Origin of the sequence: Pseudomonas sp. PMCC200344, from assembly GCF_030053095.1 — a bacterium.
GTDB lineage: Bacteria > Pseudomonadota > Gammaproteobacteria > Pseudomonadales > Pseudomonadaceae > Aquipseudomonas > Aquipseudomonas svalbardensis.
In genome coordinates this window covers 838723-856312 of sequence record NZ_CP125618.1, presented here as the reverse complement: position 1 = coordinate 856312, position 17590 = coordinate 838723, and the positions used below count along the sequence as shown (strand labels likewise).

At 55.9% G+C, this 17590-nt stretch carries 6 protein-coding genes; 5 read left to right on the top strand and 1 reads right to left on the bottom strand.

Annotated elements, in window-relative coordinates:
- Positions 1-15: 15 nt before the first annotated feature.
- Positions 16-687, bottom strand: a complete 672-nt coding sequence (locus QFW87_RS03700) for a histidine phosphatase family protein (protein ID WP_283189843.1) — start codon at positions 685-687, stop codon at positions 16-18.
- A 261-nt stretch (positions 688-948) separates the two neighbouring features.
- Here QFW87_RS03700 and QFW87_RS03695 point away from each other — a divergent pair, with 261 nt between their 5' ends.
- The 5 genes from QFW87_RS03695 (at position 949) to QFW87_RS03675 (ending at position 17562) form a co-directional block, all read left to right on the top strand.
- Complete coding sequence (locus tag QFW87_RS03695; protein ID WP_283189842.1) at positions 949-2868, top strand: methyl-accepting chemotaxis protein; 1920 nt, start codon at positions 949-951, stop codon at positions 2866-2868.
- Between the two features lie 192 nt (positions 2869-3060).
- Complete coding sequence (locus tag QFW87_RS03690) at positions 3061-6348, top strand: Tc toxin subunit A (RefSeq protein ID WP_283189841.1); 3288 nt, start codon at positions 3061-3063, stop codon at positions 6346-6348.
- Positions 6349-6374: 26 nt separating this feature from the next.
- Complete coding sequence (locus QFW87_RS03685; protein ID WP_283189840.1) at positions 6375-10244, top strand: neuraminidase-like domain-containing protein; 3870 nt, start codon at positions 6375-6377, stop codon at positions 10242-10244.
- Entirely contained in the window at positions 10241-14782 is a 4542-nt protein-coding gene (locus QFW87_RS03680) for a SpvB/TcaC N-terminal domain-containing protein (RefSeq protein ID WP_283189839.1), read from the top strand. Before QFW87_RS03685 ends, QFW87_RS03680 begins: the two co-directional genes overlap by 4 nt.
- On the top strand, positions 14779-17562 hold the full coding sequence (locus QFW87_RS03675; RefSeq protein WP_283189838.1) for an RHS repeat-associated core domain-containing protein: 2784 nt from the start codon (positions 14779-14781) through the stop codon (positions 17560-17562). Before QFW87_RS03680 ends, QFW87_RS03675 begins: the two co-directional genes overlap by 4 nt.
- Positions 17563-17590: the final 28 nt, after the last annotated feature.

The following is a 17590-nucleotide window of genomic DNA, read 5'->3' as shown; positions in this document are numbered from 1 at the left end:
ATTCGGAAAGTGAATTCATTCGGCGGTCACCGAGCGCCAATCCGAGGCTTCGATGAAACCGAGCATGCGGGGTGCCTGAGGCGTTTCGGCCGAGATAAACAAAGAAGCGCCGTAGCCCAGCGTAGAGGCAGGCAACTTGAGGTCTTTCTCCAGTTGCGACATACATTCGCTGTGGGTCACCAGAATCAGGTTTCGCCCGGCCACCTTGTGCGCCAGAGCGTCACGCAGCATCGTGCCCTTGCAATTGATCAACCAGTCTTCACCGACCCCGACCTTGTTGAACATGTACCCGGCGGTCTGGGCTGTGCGAATGACGGGGCTGTTGTAGATGTCGGCCTTGTTCAGCCCCAGTTGTTCGAACTGCGCACCAACACCCACCGCGACGCTGCGAGAGCGATCGGTAATGCCATCGTTGCCGTTCAGGCAGGCTGCGCTGGAGTGATCGCAGCGTTCGACATGGCGCACCAGCACGATCACGTTGCCTTTGGCCCAATCGGCCGCCAACGCCCGGGCGCCGGCCACATTGCCATGGGCCAGGTCCGGTACAGCGGCCGGCTGCAACAGCCACACAGTGAGCGGAATCACCAACAACGCCGAGGCAAGCACGACAGCCACATTGCGATAGCGGGCACAACGGCTCAGATCAATCGAGCGTTTTACCCCGAACAGACTCAGTCTCAATTCCACATCAAGCCGCCTCGCCGGCACGCATCACTGTCATTCGATGCCGCAAGGTTAGAGAGGCAGGCGTCGGCGGCCGGTGAAACTCATGTGAAAAAAAGCTTAAGACCTGCACGAAAGTCTTGTTACACATCTGTCCTACAAAAACCATTCAGCTCTCGCAATTGCTGCCGATATACACCTGCGACACACCTTGCTGGCGACCAAAAACAACAATCTTCCAGCCAACCGACGATCAAGATGCACAACGTTCCTGGAGGACTTTTGATGAATAGCTGGTTCGGCAATATCAGCGTGAACATGAAGCTGGGCCTGGGGTTCGGCCTGGTCCTGGCACTGACCTGCGTCCTCGCCCTGACCGGCTGGACGAGCCTGGGCGGATTGATTGACCGCAGCAACTGGATGAGCGACATCACCCAGCTCAATGCCGGCCTGACCAAGCTGCGTGTGGTTCGCCTGCAATACATGCTGACCAACGGCGACGAAACCGCCGCACAGAACGTCCAGACCACGCTCGAGGCGTTCTCCGCTCAGCAACAAGCGCTGCTGGTGAAATTCAAGAGCCCGGAAAACCTCAAGCTGCTCAAAGAGCAAGGCGCCGTCATCGACGCCTACAAGACGTCCCTGAACAAAATGCGCAGCGCGTACCGCACCGGTAACAGCGCGCGCGACACCATGGGCGCTAATGCCGAGACCGCGAACACGCTGATCAACGCCATCAACACCCGCGTGCAGCAAATGCCTCTGAGCGACCAACGCTTCGAACAGTTCCAGGCCATCACGGCGGCCAAGGAAGCCTTCTTGCTGGCCCGCTACGAAGTGCGCGGCTACACCGCGACCACCAACGCCGAGACCGAGCAAAAAGCCATTGGCCAACTGGACGTGGCGATCGCCAGCCTGAAACCCCTCAATGTGCATTTCGCCGACACTCAGCAAGACGCCCTGCGTCAGTTGGAAACCGCACTGACCCACTACCGCAGCGCCTTGCAGGCTTATAAAGCGGCCAACAGCGATGCGGTGCAGGCGCGCAAGGAAATGACCGACCAGGGCGCCGCCATCGTGACCCTGAGCGATCAGCTGTATCAGATCCAGCTCGACCGCCGTGACGTCGAAAGCGCCCAGGCTCGCACACTACAGCTGATCAGCACCTTGCTCGCGTTGCTGGTGGGCATCATTGCTGCCGTGATCATCACCCGTCAGATTACCGGCCCACTGCGCGACACTTTGGCCGTGGTTGAACGCATCGCCAGCGGCGACCTGTCCCAGGACGTCAAAGTGACTCGCCGCGACGAACTCGGCGTGTTGCAACAAGGCATCGCTCGCATGGGCGTGACCCTGCGCGACTTGATCAGCGGCATCCGCGACGGCGTCACCCAGATCGCCAGCGCCGCCGAAGAATTGTCTGCCGTGACCGAGCAAACCAGCGCCGGGGTCAACAGCCAGAAGATCGAAACCGATCAAGTGGCCACCGCCATGCACGAGATGACTGCCACCGTGCAGGAAGTCGCGCGCAACGCCGAAGAAGCCTCTCAGGCGGCGGCCGCTGCTGACGGCGAAGCCCGCGAAGGCGACAAGGTTGTCAACGAAGCCATCGCCCAGATCGAACGTCTGGCCACCGAAGTGGCGCGCTCCACCGAAGCCATGAGCGTGCTGCAACAGGAAAGCGACAAGATCGGCAGCGTCATGGACGTGATCAAGGCCGTGGCCGAACAGACCAACCTGCTGGCGCTCAACGCCGCCATCGAAGCGGCTCGTGCCGGTGAAGCCGGTCGTGGCTTTGCCGTGGTTGCCGACGAAGTCCGTGGCCTGGCTCAGCGCACTCAGAAATCCACCGAAGAAATCGAAGGCCTGGTGGCCGGTTTGCAGAACGGTACTCAACAAGTGTCGGCGGTGATGAACAACAGCCGCGCCCTCACCAACAGCAGCGTCGCGCTGACTCGCAAGGCTGGCGTGTCACTGGAAAACATCACCCGCACGGTGTCCAACATCCAGTCGATGAACCAGCAGATCGCTGCCGCCGCCGAGCAGCAAAGCGCCGTGGCTGAAGAGATCAGCCGCAGCATCATCAACGTGCGCGACGTGTCCGAACAGACCGCCGCCGCCAGCGACGAAACGGCTGCGTCCAGTGTTGAACTGGCGCGGCTGGGTAATCAGTTGCAGATGATGGTTAGCCACTTCAAGGTGTGAGCCTCAGCTTGCTCCCCCCACCAGCACTCGTGCCGACCGGGGGAGCAAGCGTGTCGAACTCTTACAGGTTAATAGGCGTTTCTTGCGTCCAAACGGCGACTTTTCCAGCTCTCCATGCAATGGACGGCTGACAGTTCTCAATCCTCCCGTGCAGTAATGTCGATAACTCCACTTCATAGGAGATTTATCGGCATGGACGGCTATCCATTACTCCAGGCACTTATCACGGCCAACAGTCCCGAGAAACACCGGGATCTGCAAAAACTCTTCAAAGACACACTGAAGCTCACTTCAGTGTTCGATATCACCCGACTGACCGAAGCCAGCTTCAAGAAAAAAGTCGGGGACGCGATCAACCGTGACAGTACGCTCAAAGGGCACGCCTCCAGCATCGACATCGGGACGCTCTACGACAACGCCAAGTGTCTTGCCGCCCAGGTCAGCCATTTGTACCGGGAACAACAACTCTCATCCGGACAAACGCAACACCATTGGCACCCCCCAGGTATTCGTGCCGTCGAGAAACAAGGCCCCACCTATACCAATCTGTTTCAGGAAAACTGGGACGAGTCCTGCAAAGTCGATTCGATCGCGGCAATCGACTCACCAGTCGCTTACCTCAGAGCGCTGTACCTGTTTGCCAAGCAACTGGAAACCAGTGCCTCGCAATCAGCAAATGAGACCGTCGACCGAATCCTGCTGAAAAAACGACGCCCGGATCTCGAAGCTCTGTCGATCGACCAGCAAAATACCTTCACTGCACAGCCCATGCTCAAGATCGTCAATGACATCCTGAACACGAATATTCAGGAGGCACTGAAGCGTACCGTCGACAAAAACAAATCAACGTATGACGTGTTGGCGCAACGACGTTATCCCTTCGTTCTTCCTTACAACATTTTTCATCATCAGTGCCTGCTGGGCCTCAGTGGAAAAACACCTTCGCTGGGAGAATTGAACTACCTCATCAGCCCCCACCTCCCCATCACCCAGACAGTCAACATTCAGTATGGCCAGGTACGGACATCCACTGCTATCGAAGCCCAACAACTGTTGTCCGGGCTGAGTCCACAGCAGCAGGCATTACTGACAGAAGTCCCCGGAAAGGATAAGCAGTATTGGCAAAGCCTCTATGGCACCGACGCACCTGCCAGCCTGAACAACATGGCAAGCTTTATGGAGCGCACCGAACTGAATGCAGGGCAAATCGAAGCGCTGCTCTCGCAAGGCAAACATGCCCCACGCCAATCCAGCAATGACCCAACGGCCGTTTCACTTCCCGGCCCGTATGGTGCTCGTTATATAAACGGTCCTTTCCCGGTCGGCACAACCACCGCCAACAACATGACAATCATCAAAAATGAGGGGGTTAAAAAGATAGCCGAGGCGACAGACCAGCGACTCGTACGCCTGCAACGGATGATCCGCTTGCAACGCTGGCTCGATATCCCTTTCGCCGAATTGGATACCCTGATCATCGGCGCGTTTGAATCACAAGTGCCGCGTAACACGCTCATGCAACTCGACGCTTATACGGTGCGTACTTTGGGTGTTTATCGCTACTTTAACCGTCGGTACTCGATCAACGCCGAAGAGTTTGCTGCTTTGCTTTATCGAGTATCCCCCTCTGCCACCGGAGATGTCCCCGCCTTATTCGACCGGGTATTCAATCCGGCCCGACTGTTCGATACGCCGCTGGTACTCGATGATCGATCATTCTCTACTGACGACTCGGACCGGGCCTCGCACACCGTCCTCCAGCACTTGAGTGCCAGCCTTGGCCTGCCTCTGACCGATGACTCGCTATTACTGATCGTCAGGAACACGCAGCGGTATGTTGGTCCGCTCAAGTGTGATTTAGACACGCTGTCCTCAATCTACCGGCAGGCGCGGATCGCTCGAATGTTCGGTATCTCGATTGCTGACAATGCGATGCTGGCGAACTTGCTGGGAGGGGAACGCATTTCCAGATGTCTGGTAAATGTAAACGCAAGCATTCGTACAATCCACATAGTTGCCAAGAAGGATACGCAGACTGTCGAAGTGGTCGCACACTTTCGCGTCCCCAGTCAGTTCGATACAAACTCCCCCCCCAAGCTCTTGCCTGGATCAACACTGACAACCAGTACTTCATGGTATGCCAACAAAGATACTATCAATGATCTTTACATCCACTTTCCCGACAATTTCCCGACCCGGCAGAGGAAGATCAAAATCTTCGACATTCCTACCGTTGCCCATGATGAAGTGGTGTCTCTAGAGGGAGTTGGAATCGCAGTGTTCAACGGTAATTTCGATGAGATGCTAAGCGATGAGCCTGTTCTGGCATCGATGACACAACTCCCCGAGAACAACCTCGAGCGCGCTCTGGATTACAACAATGTCAAGCTCACACAGAGTGAGCCTCAGGGGCTCGATACACTCAACTTGCTTGACGTGCTGATGCAAATGGACTGGATCACTAACTGGCTCAGGGAGTCCGCCTACGACATTCCCAAGCTGCGACGCCTCCTGGAGCCCATGGGCAGCGATGATCATTCGTTTCGAGATTTGCGGCAACATCTCACCAAGCTGAACGGCGATACCCTCCAGTGTGTGGTAACCCCACGAGAAATAGCAGAGCGATCGCTTCCAAAAGACGTCGAGTGGCGTGTCCTCCTGGCTAAAACATTGCTTGATGACAAAGGCCTGGTGAAAAACTTCGCGCCTGCAATCGAAGACGATGTGCCGCAGAAACTGGCCACCGCCCTGGAGGCCGTTATCGACCCACTACCGCTGAGCAACGTGCTCAAAGACGACTGCAAGAAAAAACTCAAAGACCTGCTGCTGCTTGCCCACGATCGACAGCAGCACCTGATAGAGAAGTTCTTGCAGGAAACCTCTCAGCTCCCCATGAACTGCGCAAAGGGGGTGCTGTTATGGGCAAACTCCTCGGGCCACGAGGTCCTGACTGCGGCGCTGAGTGATGCACACTCGACCACGCTCCCCACAGCACTCCACCCGGTTCTGCGCCACGCTGATGCGGCCGTTCAGCTGCATCTGAGCAACAGCGCCCTGCGCTTGTTCCTGAGCCATCCCGAGTGGCTGGAAACACCAAACACGCAGCTGAAACTGACACTCAGCAGCTTGTACCTACTGGATAGGTTCAACCATTGCATGACCACCCATCAGCACCCGGAAGAAAGCCTTCTGAGCTATCTGGGGCTTGCCAATTCGACCACCGCCACCACGACAACGAACAGTTTCCTGGCCAAATTGCTGGGCTGGACGCCGACTGAAGTCAGTGTGGTGACCGCAACGCTGGCGTCCCGCAAAGCCCAAACAATGAAGAATGTGGATTGGGTAATGCGTTGCCATGCAACCTGCAAGGCCACGGGGCTGAGCGCCACCTCACTCCTCAGCGCAACCGCCCTGAACAACGCAAGCGCGTCAGACGCCTGGAAGAAGGTCGGTGAAGCCGTCATGGCCGCCAGTCATTGATCCTGTTACATGCTCAAGGAATGAACATGTCTATCACCATTGAAAAGCAACTTAATGAAAGTTTGCGTGATGCTCAGCTCGCACTCTATCTGTCAGCGATCGTACCTGAAGACGAGATGTTGAAGTCACTGAAGATCGCCGAACATCTCAAGACGCCTAACGACCTCTACCACTACTGGCTTCTCGATGTGCTGGTCAGCCAGGACGTACCCACCAGCCCGGTGGCTTGCGCCATTGCCAGCCTGCAGCAATACATCAACAGCATTCTGGCCAACATGGAGCCCGGGTATCACACCGCGAACATCCCGGCCGACCAGGTCGAGACCTGGCGTACCGTGATGCATCACTATCCGACCTGGGCGGCCAACCAGCAGTTGCATTATTTCCCTGCGGTCTATCTGGACCCGACCCTTCGCAAGACCAGGACCGACAGTTTTCAGCAACTGGAAAACGACATCAACCAGAACCAACTCACCTCCGAGTCCGTTCAGACGGCCGTCCTGGCCTACCTGACAAGACTCGAAGAAGTTGCCAACCTGACCATACTCAATGGTTACATCGACGGAAACGATTTCGCCAACAGCACCTATTACTTCATTGCCAAATCCCGCGCCGCGAATACTTACTATTGGCGCTCGCTGGACATGGCCAAGCGTCCCCATATGGGAAACTCTGTGGCGTCCGCCAAGTACGATGCCCCCGAGCCAGAGGCCTGGTCGGACTGGAAACGCGCCAACCTGCCGATTTCCGAAAGCGCCATCGAACATACCATTCGCCCGGTCATGTTCAACAATCGTCTGTACGTGATCTGGGCCGAGTGCATCTTTCAGGATGGTACGGCGGTCACCAAGACGGCAGAAGACAGCACAGAAAGACCTGAAACCAATCCGCTGTTTCGTTTGAACCTGTGCTACAAAAAATATGATGAGAGCTGGAGCACCCCGCAGACCTGTCTACAGGGTTACGCTTCACGTGCATTGTTTCACGGTAAGAACCTGGCCGATATCAAGCTGGACACACACACCATTGCCCTCAATGACGAGCATCACTCAACGCATTCATTGCACATTGGCCTGTATGTAAACGACCAGCTCCCCAGGTCAGATATTGCGCCGCAGTTCCAACTATCGATGGATATCGATAAAGACTCGAATATCACAACGAGTCCTACACGATCCAACACTGAAGAACTTGCCATAGCAATAATGCATAAGCTTCTTCATTCGGGTATTCCTTTCACGGCTGCCAGCGAGTGGAATAAGGCAAACAAAAGAACACTCCAGTTCAGCCGAATAAACGCGGACAGCGACAAACTTAAAGCCCCTCGATTTGACTTTCGCCTGGCCGATAATTCAGGCACGACAGAATTTATTGACTTTGCAAAGTCCGCAATAGAAAAAAGTGACGGCTCGGTAACCAAAGATCGCACTCCCATCCGAATGAACATCACCTTCGCCAGGCATCTGATCGAGCGCGCCGAAACGGGCATGGACAAACTGCTGAGCTGGGAGACTCAGCACCTGCAGGAGCCTGCTTTTGAAGCAACCGGTACGCCTGAGAAAATGGATTTCTACGGCGCCTATGGTCGCTACTTTGTAGAGTTGTTCCTTTATCTTCCATGGCTGGTGGCACACCGCTTTAACCTGGAGCGCCAATACGGTGAGGCCGAACGCTGGTTGCAATACGTGTTCAACCCTGGCCGCAAAAAAATCAATGAAGGCAACCCCGACTATTGGAATGCCGTGCCATTGATCAGCGCCACTCCAGCCCCCGGCCAACCCAGCTACGCCATCCAGGGCCCACAAGACCCGCATCAGATTGCCCTTAGTTATCCCGTGCACTTTCGCAAAGCCTTGTACATGCTCTACATCGATATCCTGGCCAATCGCGGTGACACGGCATACCGCACGTTGACCTCCGATGGGCTGGCGGAAGCCAAGCTCTGGTACATCCGCGCACTGGACCTGCTGGGCCCTCGCCCGGATCTAAGACAAACCGACCTCTGGTCTACCGTCACACTGCAAAAATTCAGTGACGAGACCAACAGCACACTGCGCGCTTTTGAGAATGAGCTTGGCATAAAGAAAAAAAATCAACCGACAACAACCTCCTCCAACGTTGCGCCCGAGGTGTGCGTGCGTCCGTATGCACCGCCCCCCTCGGTACACGCGATTGACACGCCACACTTGCGTCTACCGTTCAACCCGGTGCTGATCTCGCGCTGGGAAAAGCTGGAAAGTCGCTTGCACAACCTTAGACATAATCTCGACATTGTCGGCAAGCCACTGAGTCTCTCCCTCTTCACGGCGCCCGCTGCACCAGGCGACTTACTGCGCTCCAATCCTCAGCGTGCGGCAGAACCCGGCATTGACCGACGCCCGAGTCTGGATATCCCGCCCTACCGCTTCAGCACCCTGCATGCCCATGCCATAAGCGCGGTAGATACCGTGATTCAGTTCGGTACATCGCTGTTGTCATTCATCGAGCGTACCGAGCAAGCCATCTATCAGGAAATTCAGCAGCAACACCTCTGGGATTTGGCAAACATTACCGTCGACCTACAAACCCAGGCGTTGAAGATCGACCAAAAGAACAAGGAGGCCTTGCTTGCCAGTAAAGCCATTGTCGAGGGGCGTGTGGATTATTACAGTCAACTGGTCAATGAGGTGGTCAACCCTGGAGAAGTCGCCGCCGCCACATTGCACCTCACAGGGCGTATTGCTGAAGCCTCTGCCTACGCTGCCCAGGTGGCCGGCCACGGCCTGAAGGTCCTCCCCAACATTTTTGGCTTGGCTGACGGCGGTCATCGCGTCGAGGGGGTGCCCTTTGCGGTCATGGCCGGAGCTCAAGGCGCGGCAGCAGCTGCTCATGGCGCTGGCGAATCCCTCGAACGTGCTGAGCAATACCGTCGTCGCCATCAGGAGTGGACGCTCGCTCGCGATCAGGCAAAACTCGAAATCGCACAACTCGATGCACAACTGGCACTTGAAGCCGAACGGGAGACAGCCTCCCTGCTGCTGTTGCGACAGACTCAAACGGCACTCAACCAAGCCAGAACCACCTACGACTTCCTCAGCAAGCGCTTTACCAGCTCGCAGCTTTACCAGTGGTTCACTGGCCAGCTGTCCATCTTCTATTACCAAGCGTATGACGAAGCCTTGTCGCTGTGCCAACTCACCGAGTCGTGTTGGCGCTACGAGATGGCCGAGTATTCGACACAGCCGTTCTTCCAGCCTCAGGGCTGGAACAGTACCTATCGCGGACTCGGCCCTGGGGAGTCGATGAAGCTGGGCTTGCTGAAGATGAAGAGCGCCTACCTTTTGGGTCATGAGCGCGAGCTGGAAATTCGCAAGACCGTGTCGTTACGCCTGCTCAAAGACAAGGACAAGGCCCCTGCATCCATCAATAAGCCCTGGAACGATACGCCCGTGGAGGGTGGGAGACCTTCGGTCACAGGCCTCAAGTCAGGTCTTATAAGTAATGGCTCATGTGAATTCGAACTGACCCAGCCCCTGTTTGACAATGACTACCCAGGGCACTGCCTGCGCCGCATCAAGAGCATCAGCATCTCCCTGCCGGCGATCCTGGGCCCTTATGAGGATATCCGCGCTACCCTGACCCAGGCCAGCAGCGATGTTGTCATGCCCAACGGCAGCAAGATGAGTAGCCGACGAGCCAGTCAGCAAATAGCCCTTTCGACCGGTATCGACGACAGCGGTCTGTTCACGTTGAACTTTCAGGACGAACGCTATCTACCCTTCGAGTACACCGGCGCAATTTCAAAATGGAAGCTGTCGTTCCCTAATCACACCGCTCAGAAAGCCATGCTCGAATCGCTCACCGATATCATCGTGCAGGTGCAGTACACCGCCAAGGCTGATGGGGGTGCCCGATGAGCGAACAAACCTCCATACCTGTCGATCTTCCGGCCCTGCCCAAGGGCGGCGGGGCGATTCAAAGCATTGGTAATGGCTTAGGCCCGGTAGGCTCCAGCGGTGCGGCTTCCAGTGAGATCCCGCTGCCTGTTTCACCGGGTCGCGGATATGCCCCTGCTCTGGCCCTGAACTACAGCAGTGCTCAAGGCAACGGTATTTTCGGCCTCGGCTGGAAATTGTCCCTGCCTACCGTTACACGACACACCCGTCTGGGCGTCCCGGCCTACACCCACGATGATTTGTTCGTCGGCCCCGGTGGTGAGGTCTGGATGCCTGAGCGGGACAGAACAACAGGCGCAATCAAATCCAGCCACAAGATGTGCAGCGACGGCAAACAGCTGGTGCAACATGCTGTCGTGCGTTATCGACCTCGGATCGAAGTCGCCTTCGATTTGATCGAGCATTGGTCCTGCGCCACAAACAAACCGGGCTTCTGGCTGATACACGGCGCCGACGGCAGCCAACACCTGTACGGAAAAACACCGTCGGCACATCGCGCAGATCCCGACGCATCAGTACGGGTAGGCGAGTGGTTGCTCGAAGAAAGCATGAATGCTCATGGCGAGCATATTCTTTATGAGTACACCGCTGATGAGGCCGCTACTCAGAGCTCCGCCGATTACCGCGCCCAGCGCTACCTGAGCCGCGTGCGCTATGGCAACTTCCACGCTGACTCACAGTTGTACCTGTGCAAAGTCGATGGCCTCAACGATAAAAAATGGCATTTCGAGCTTTGTTTCGACTATGGCGAACGCAGCGTTAGCCTGGAAGACACGCCTGGGTACGAAGGGACGCTGCCGTGCTCTGTACGCAGTGATCCGTTCTCGGAGTTCGCCTACGGTTTTGGATTGGGCACTCAACGCTTGTGCCAACAGATTCTGATGTTTCATTACTTCCCGGATGAAACATCGATGGGCCGCGAACCAATACTGGTGCGCCGCCTCCTGCTCCAGTATCAAACCGGCGCTCTATCCTATAACTGCCTGAGCGCAGCGTTGAACCAAGCCTTTGGCGACAATACCAATGAATACCAACCTCCACTTGAGTTCACCTACACCGGTTTCACGCTCAAGCCTCAGGCTCGCCACTTCAAACCCTTCGAGGCGCTGGCCAGGCTCAATCACCAGGAGCGGTTTCAGTTCGTCGATCTACTGGGAGAAGGACTGCCGGGCATTCTTCATCGAACAGACAAAAGCTGGCGCTACAGCCAGCCTTTGCGGGACGACAACGCAGGAGATCACGTCATGTACGCACCATGGCGCGAGCTGCCACGAATCCCGCTGGCCGACAGCCGAAAATCTCCTCGACAATTTCTCGGTGACCTCAGCGGTGACGGCCGTCCGGACTGGGTCGTGGCACACCCCGAGTTCAGCGGTTTCTTCACGCTGAGTTCGGAAGGAGATTGGTCGAATTTCACCTCATTCACCGCTGTTCCGACCGAGATTTTCCATCCTCAAGGACAATTGGCCAGTCTGATGGGGGCCGGGCGCAGCGATCTGATCATGATCGGACCGCGCAGTGTGCGCCTGTACGCCAACCAGAACAAAACTGGCTTCGCCCCCGCAACCGAGGTGTCACGCCACACCGATGAAGATGATCTGCCGCAGCCCGGCAACTCACCCGGTGAACTGGTGGCCTTCAGCGATCTTCTGGGCAGTGGCCAACAGCACCTGATCCGTATTCGTCACAACGAGGTGAAATGCTGGCCCAACCTGGGCCATGGACGCTTCGGGAAGGGGCGGGTGATCGCCACCCTGGATTTCTCATACGAGCAATTCGATGCATCACGCGTCCTGCTGGCCGACCTGGACGGCTCGGGGGCCGCTGACCTTATTTATCTGCAACCTGATTGCGCGCGCATTTTCATGAACCACGGCGGCAACAAACTGGGGCCTGCGGTCGACTTACCCTGGCCCGAAGGCCTGCGCCATGACCGGCTTTGCAAGGTCAGCGCCGCAGACCTGCAGGGGGTTGGCTGCTCCAGTCTGGTTTTCAGCGTACCCGGAGAGGAAAACCGGCATTGGCGCTATGACTTCATTGACACCAAACCCTACTTGCTCAAGTCGACCAACAACAACATGGGCGCTAGCGGCAGCGTCAGCTATCGCAGTTCTGCACAAGAGTGGCTGGACGAAAAAAAGCAGTTACTCAAGAACAAAAAACCAGCGATCTCACGTTTGCCATTTCCTCTGTTCCTGGTCAAACAACAGACCCAGCACGACGAAATCACCGGCAATCGGCTGACCCAGCGGTTCAAATATCGACGTGGCTTCTACGACAACACCGAACGAGAGTTCCGGGGTTTCGGCCTGCTCCAGCAAACCGATAGCCCAACCAACCGTGGCAGCACAGAGAACAGTCCTCACACCTCAGCGACACTGACCAAGACCTGGTTCCACACCGGTGAAGAGGTAGACCCGTCCAACCTTGGTTACAACCGTAGCGATACGACAGCCGCAGCCCTTAAGGCAACAGTTCTCGAGATGGGAGAAATCTGGGGGTCAGCCGAACACACGTCGGTCGTTGACGTCGTCCGTCACAGGCAGGCCCGAATGCGCGAGTTCGCTCGAGCGTTGAGCGGCCACACTTTGCGGGTAGAAACGTACGGTCAGGACCAGGACCCGAAAGCAAAGCACCCTTACTCGGTGCAACAACATCGGTACCTGATACGCGAGCTCAGAGGCCTGGGTAAACACAGCCCCTATTCAATCGTGCATCCCGCGGTCGTGGAGTCCATTAACTATCAGTACGAGCGCATTCCTGATGATCCTCGCTGCACCCACACGCTAAATCTGGAATGGGACTCATACGGTCACCTCACCCACAGCCTGGAGATCAGTTACGCACGGCGTAAAACGGCTACCGATTCCCCCCCTTTCACGGATACCTGGCAAAACAAATGGTGGGGCGATGCCCATGACGAGGACCAGCAGTATTACTACCTGAACGAAACAAAAGCTCAATTCATCAACGTCAACAAGCAGGGCAGGCACCTGGGCCTGCGTTACCTGCAACGCACCAACGCGTTGAGGTTGCCCAAGGCACCCTCGACCGGAGGCCTGGACCCCAAAGCCATCAACTATGAAAACATACTTGAACTGAGCAATTCAGCGACCTGGAAAACCAGGCGGGTCATGACCGGCCTGTCTTTACAGCGTTACAGAAAACCAGACGCAAGCGACACCTTCGCTGATGGCCAGGCCAGCGTCGAAGCCTTGGTTGATCACCTGGAAGCAGCCGAACTCAATGAGCTGGCGTTGAAGGCCTACGACGTGCTCAAACTTCAATCGGGCAACGCGTCTTTTGATATGACGAAAAAACTTCAGGACAGTGGCTACAAAAAAATGCCCATCGCTTTAGCCGCCGACAAGGAGTGGGATAAACAGGGCAACCTCTGGTCAGTACGACGCGGTTTCACCACATATGCAAAAGTGGACGGTTTTTTCAGGGCGCTGACATTCAAGGAAAGCCAACAGCATGGCCCAACGGCTATCACCTACGACTCTTATTACTGCCTGACCACCACTGTCAAACTACCGGACAACTGCACCACCACAGCATCAAATATTGACTACCGAACACTCCAGCCAAAACAGATCACCGACCCCAACGGTAATGTCCAGGAAGCGTTGTACGATGTAGCCGGACAAGTTCAAGCCGTCAGTTACCACAAAAGCATCTCTGGTGAGGATATCGGCTTCCATCCCATTGCCACCTATACCCGCCATTACGATGAGCGGCCCGACATCGCCATCGAAAATCCCGGCAGGGCACTCCAGAATGTCGCCAGCGCCTACTTTTACTCTCCGCTCAGTTGGATGGGACATATTGCGGCCACCACCACGCAAGAGCAGGAGTGGCGCAAGCAAGCCGTTGCACAAGGCGATCTGTTGCCCAGCGGGCATGTCCGCGCCAGCGCCCGTACTCGCCTGGCCGACCTCAGTACCAAAACACCTTACGAGCAAACACTCCAGACGCTGATAGAACGCGTGGAGCGCGAACCGGTGCACTGCGCCACGATGCAGGCAGACCGATTCCACAGCGACTCTGAAAGACAAACCCGCATCGCCGTCGTTTGCTGGGATGGTTTTGGCCGGCAGTTACAAAGCAAACAAAAAGTCGAGTCGGGAATGGCCTGGATCGTCAATGAAGGCGGCACACTGACGCGGTTGAATGACAAACCGCAAGAACGCAAAGTCGATCTTCGCTGGCGTGTCAGCGAGCGTATCGAATACGACAATAAAGGCCTGGTCATTCGTACCTATCGACCCTACTTCAGTGACCGGCATCGGTACATCAACGATGAGTCCCTACGTCAGTCAGGACTTTGCGATCAGCATTTCCATGACCCACTGGGCCGACTCATTCGCGTCATCAATGCCAAGGGCGACGAGCGTCGGTACACCTACCACTCCTGGTATTCCATCACCGAGGACGAGAACGACACCCGGCCCGACACATCGCTCAATGATTCAACTACGCATGGAGGCGAAGTATGAGTACCAACATTCATCATCACACCCCGACACTGAACGTCGTCGACGGCCGTGGCTTTCGGGTCCGCGAAGTCACCTACCTGTGCAATGAATCCATCGCACAACCTCAGGCCCGTATTGCTCGTTACGTACATGAAATCAATGGTCAGGTCGTTGAACAACGCAGCAGCGCCAGCGTAATAACAGCTGACTCAAAGCAGTTGAGCAGTCTGTCGGGAGCTTTGTTACTGACCCAAAGCATAGATGCAGGCTGGCGCCTGACCTTCTTCGGCGAAGCGGGACAGGCGGCGCAAAAGTGGGACTCTCGCGGTAACCATTGGCAGACGCACCATGACAATCAGTTGCGCCCAACGGTGATTTACGAAGAACCCGCCGGAAAAACCCTCCGGGCCATCGAGCGTTTTACGTATGCAGACAACTCAACCGACTATGCGAAAACGAACCAGTGCGGTCGGTTGATTCGCCATGATGATCCGGCAGGCAAACTGCTTTTATCCGAGTATGACCTGACGGGAAAGTTGCTCAGCGAAACGCGACAGTTCCTGAAAGATCAACAAACAGCGGACTGGCCGGAAGAACTCGGCAAACGTGATGTTCTGCTAAAAAACGACACCGAGTACACCACCCACTGGCAGTACGCACCCACTGGCGAGATCCTCGAACAAGAAGATGCCAAAGGGCACACGCAATGCTTCTGGTTCGATATCGCCGGACAACTCAAACAAGTCACCCTGCAACTCAATGGTGCCATCGAACGCAGGCTTATTCTCGATCAGGTCAGCTACAACGCCCAGGGTCAGATCGAATCGCAGACCCTGGGTGGAAAGATCACCAGTGCAGCGCTTTACACGCCTGAAAATGGCCGCATGAACCAACTGAAAACATCGCGAGAAGGAAGGGTTCTCCAAGAGCTGCAATACGCCTATGACGCTGTCGGCAATGTGTTGAACGTCGAGGATCACACCAAACCCGAACAGCACCACGCCAACCAACGCATACAACCGGTCAGCACTTATGTCTACGACAGCCTCTATCAGTTGACCCAGGCTTCGGGTCGTGAAGAGCAGGGAGCCCGCATTCACGCATCGCTCCCCGATTGGTTGTCGAGACCGGGTGACCAGAGCCGTCTACTCAACTTCACTCAGCGCTACACCTATGATGAGCGCGCAAATCTGATCAAGCTGCAACATCAGCGCGCGGGAAATAATTACACCCGTGAGATGAGCATCGCCCCTGACAGCAATCGCGGGCTGTTATGGACAACGGGCGATCCGACACCCGACTTTGAAAAGGGATTCGACACCAACGGCAATCTACAACTGCTGCACGCCGGGCAACCTATGGAGTGGAACGCACGCAACCAATTACAACGCGTGACACTGGTCGAACGCACAGAGCAAGCAGCGGATACGGAAAGCTACCTCTACGACGGCAACGGTCAACGCGTTCGCAAACGACAAACCCAAAAGGCACACGCGCTCCTCCACAGCAATGACGTCACCTATTTGCCGGGCCTGGAAATCCGTGAAAGCACTGCGCAGACACTCGATGTCATCACTGTGCAAGCAGGGCGCTGCAGTGTGCGTTGTCTGCATTGGAGCCTGGGAACTCCCTTGGCTATCACCAATGACGCTTTGCGTTACAGCTTCGATGACCACCTGGGCTCCAATACAATGGAGCTGGACGCCGAAGGCAACCTGATCAGCGAGGAAGGTTATTACCCCTATGGCGGCACGGCCTGGAGGGCTGCCCGTACAGTACTGGAAGCGAAGTACAGAACCATTCGCTACTCAGGCAAGGAGCGCGATGCCAGTGGGTTGTATTACTACGGCCAACGGTATTACGCGCCATGGTTACAGCGCTGGGTCAGTCCCGATCCGGCAGGTCCGGTAGACGGGTTGAATCTGTATTGCATGGTCGGGAATAACCCGGTGAGATTCGTCGATCACCAAGGCCTGGGGAAAGACGATATCGTCAAGAGTTATGAGGCTCTGGGCAGAGCCAGATCACAACAGATCATGTCATCAGCCTTTCACGAGTATCCCGGCGCAACACCGGCGAAGCGGGAGAGTTTCCGCAAGAAACATATCGGAACGAACCCGGACTACAAATTCACCAAAGGCGTGCTGAAGGATCATCTTGTTGCTCATTCCTATGCGGTAAACCCAGTGCATGAGCAAACATTTATGGACTTTTTCAACATCGCAGCGCCCAAAAAAGGCCCGACTGACTATAAAGGTGTAGACGCTGGCTATGAGGGCAGCGCTACGAGCACCGAGTTCTACCTGAACTTCGGAAGTTACAAAATCAATGATGCTGCCGAGTACTTGACGGATTTATCCACGCGATACAGCGCAGCGAAAGACGACCCGCTACATAAAAAAAGCTTCACCGAAGCTGAACTGATAGCTGAGCCAACCCTGAGCAGGACTATCAGTCAAAGCCATGAACTACAACCGGATACGCGAGACCTTATCGCAACGCATATCGAGCACAGCGACGGAATCATTCCGATAAGAGCTGGCGGTCCAGGGGCTCACTCAGAAGTCAGGCTCTTGAACTCGGTAGTAGCACTCTATCCAAACCGTGCTGAAAGGTTGCTTACTGACTTACACCTGTTCACGGATACCTTAATGAGAGGTAGCGCCCCCGAGGCATTTCCTGCCTGTCACAATTGCAGCGGCATCATTCCTCAAGGCATCAATATCCCGACCGGGCGCAGTATTAGAGACTATCAATCGTTCAATGCTCATGTCCTGCACATCAGGGGTACTGAGCATTGACTGTCTTTGGCACAGAAGTCGCTAACGC

Bases quoted from the DNA above. Each gene is read 5' to 3' on its own strand.
- QFW87_RS03695 (WP_283189842.1), top strand. From the start codon at position 949: ATGAATAGCTGGTTCGGCAATATCAGCGTGAACATGAAGCTGGGCCTG.
- QFW87_RS03680 (WP_283189839.1), top strand. From the start codon at position 10,241: ATGAGCGAACAAACCTCCATACCTGTCGATCTTCCGGCCCTGCCCAAG.
- QFW87_RS03675 (WP_283189838.1), top strand. From the start codon at position 14,779: ATGAGTACCAACATTCATCATCACACCCCGACACTGAACGTCGTCGAC.
- QFW87_RS03685 (WP_283189840.1), top strand. From the start codon at position 6,375: ATGTCTATCACCATTGAAAAGCAACTTAATGAAAGTTTGCGTGATGCT.
- QFW87_RS03690 (WP_283189841.1), top strand. From the start codon at position 3,061: ATGGACGGCTATCCATTACTCCAGGCACTTATCACGGCCAACAGTCCC.